At 61.5% G+C, this 2,138-nt stretch carries 2 pseudogenes; both read left to right on the plus strand.

The window, feature by feature from the left end:
- Window position 1 precedes the first annotated feature (1 nt).
- Window positions 2-1,014, plus strand: a pseudogene (locus F0169_RS26940) (ABC transporter permease).
- 1 nt (window position 1,015) lies between these two features.
- Window positions 1,016-2,138 (plus strand): annotated as a pseudogene (locus F0169_RS26945) (ATP-binding cassette domain-containing protein); the annotation flags it as partial.

Below are 2,138 nucleotides of genomic sequence, written 5' to 3' on the forward strand. Positions count from 1 at the left end.
CCTGTCTCCCTTGGGCCGTCGACGCCTCGCCCACTTCAGGGCCAACCGCCGTGGCTGGTGGTCTTTGTGGCTATTTGTCGGCCTGTTTGTGCTGTGCCTGGGCGGTGAGCTGATCGCCAACGACAAGCCGCTGGCGATTCACTACAAAGACCATTGGTATTTTCCGATTGTGGCTGAATACATCGAGACCGACTTTGGCGGCGAGCTGCCCTTCGAGCCCGATTACCGCAGCGACTACGTGCGCAAACTGATCGCCGATCAAGGCGGCTGGATGCTGTTCGCGCCCATTCCGTTCAGCTACGACACGGTCAACTACGACCTCAGCGAACCCTCGCCCAGCCCACCCACCACGCATAACTGGCTGGGCACCGACGAACAAGCGCGCGACGTCTTGGCGCGGGTGATTTTTGGGGCGCGGATCTCGATCCTGTTCGCGCTGATTCTGACCGCCGTCAGCGCCTTGATAGGCATTACCGCAGGGGCCTTGCAGGGCTTTTATGGCGGGCTGCCGACTTGATCGGCCAACGCGTGCAGGAGGTCTGGGCCGGGCTGCCGGTGCTGTACCTGCTGATCATTTTGTCCGGGTTCGTGGCACCGAGTTTCTGGTGGCTGCTGGGCATCATGGCGTTATTCAGCTGGCTGGCGCTGGTGGACGTGGTGCGCGCGGAGTTCTTGCGCGGGCGCAACCTGGAATACGTCAAAGCGGCGCGGGCATTGGGCCTGACCGACGGTGCGCTGATGCGCCGGCACATTCTGCCGAATGCCATGACCTCGACCCTGACTTACCTGCCGTTCATTTTGACCGGCGCCATTTCGACCCTGACCGCGCTGGATTTTCTGGGCTTCGGCATGCCACCGGGCACCGCCTCATTAGGCGAGTTGATCGGCCAGGCCAAGCGCAACCTGCAAGCGCCCTGGCTGGGCCTGACGGCGTTCTGTGCACTGGCGTTGATTTTGTCGCTGCTCGTGTTTATCGGCGAAGCCTGCCGTGATGCTTTCGACCCCCGGAGTTGAGATGACCAACACATTGATAGAAATACGTGACCTGCGCGTGGCGTTTGGCGGCCGGGAAGTGGTGCACGGGGTCAACCTCGACATTCGCCGTGGCGAGTGCCTGGCGCTGGTCGGCGAGTCCGGCTCGGGCAAGTCGGTGACGGCGCACTCGATCCTGCGCTTGCTGCCCGGCAAAGACGTGCAGACGCAAGGCAGCATCCGCTATGACGGCATCGACCTGACCAATGCCAGCGACAGCCAATTGCGCAGTTTGCGTGGCAACCGCATCGCGATGATCTTCCAAGAGCCGATGACCTCGCTCAACCCGCTGCACACCGTGCAAAAGCAGATCAGCGAAATACTCATCACGCACAAAGGCCTGAAAAACCGCGCCGCGCGTGCGCGCACCCTTGAGCTGCTGGAGCTGGTGGGCATTCGTGAACCGCACAAACGCCTGAACGCCTACCCGCATCAACTCTCCGGTGGTCAGCGGCAACGGGTGATGATCGCCATGGCGCTGGCCAACGAACCTGAACTGCTGATCGCCGATGAACCGACCACGGCGCTGGACGTGACGGTGCAGCAAAAAATCCTCGAACTGCTGATCGAGCTGCAACAGCGCTTGGGCATGTCGCTGCTGCTGATCAGCCACGACCTTAACCTGGTACGCAAAATTGCCCAGCACGTGTGCGTGATGCGCGGCGGCGAGATCGTCGAGCAAGCCAGTTGCGACGCGCTGTTCAGAAACCCGCAACACCCTTACAGCCGCAAATTGATCGAAGCCGAGCCCGACGGCAGCCCGGTGCCTTGCGACTATCGGCACAACCTGTTGGAAGTCGACAACCTGAAGGTCTGGTTTCCCTTGCCAAAACCGCTGTTCAGCCGCGAGCGGCACTACATCAAAGCCGTGGACGGGGTCAGCTTCGAGCTGAAAAAGGGCAGGACCTTGGGCATTGTCGGCGAGTCCGGTTCGGGCAAGTCGACACTTGGCCAGGCGATTTTGCGACTGGTGGATTCCGAGGGCGAGATTCGCTTCGGCAACAAACACCTGAGCCTGCTCAACCAAGACCTGCTGCGCCCGCTGCGGCGCCAGATGCAGGTGGTTTTTCAGGACCCGTTTGCAGCCTCAGCCCGCGCATGTCGGT

It is taken from the genome of Pseudomonas kitaguniensis (genome assembly GCF_009296165.1).
Lineage (GTDB): Bacteria > Pseudomonadota > Gammaproteobacteria > Pseudomonadales > Pseudomonadaceae > Aquipseudomonas > Aquipseudomonas kitaguniensis.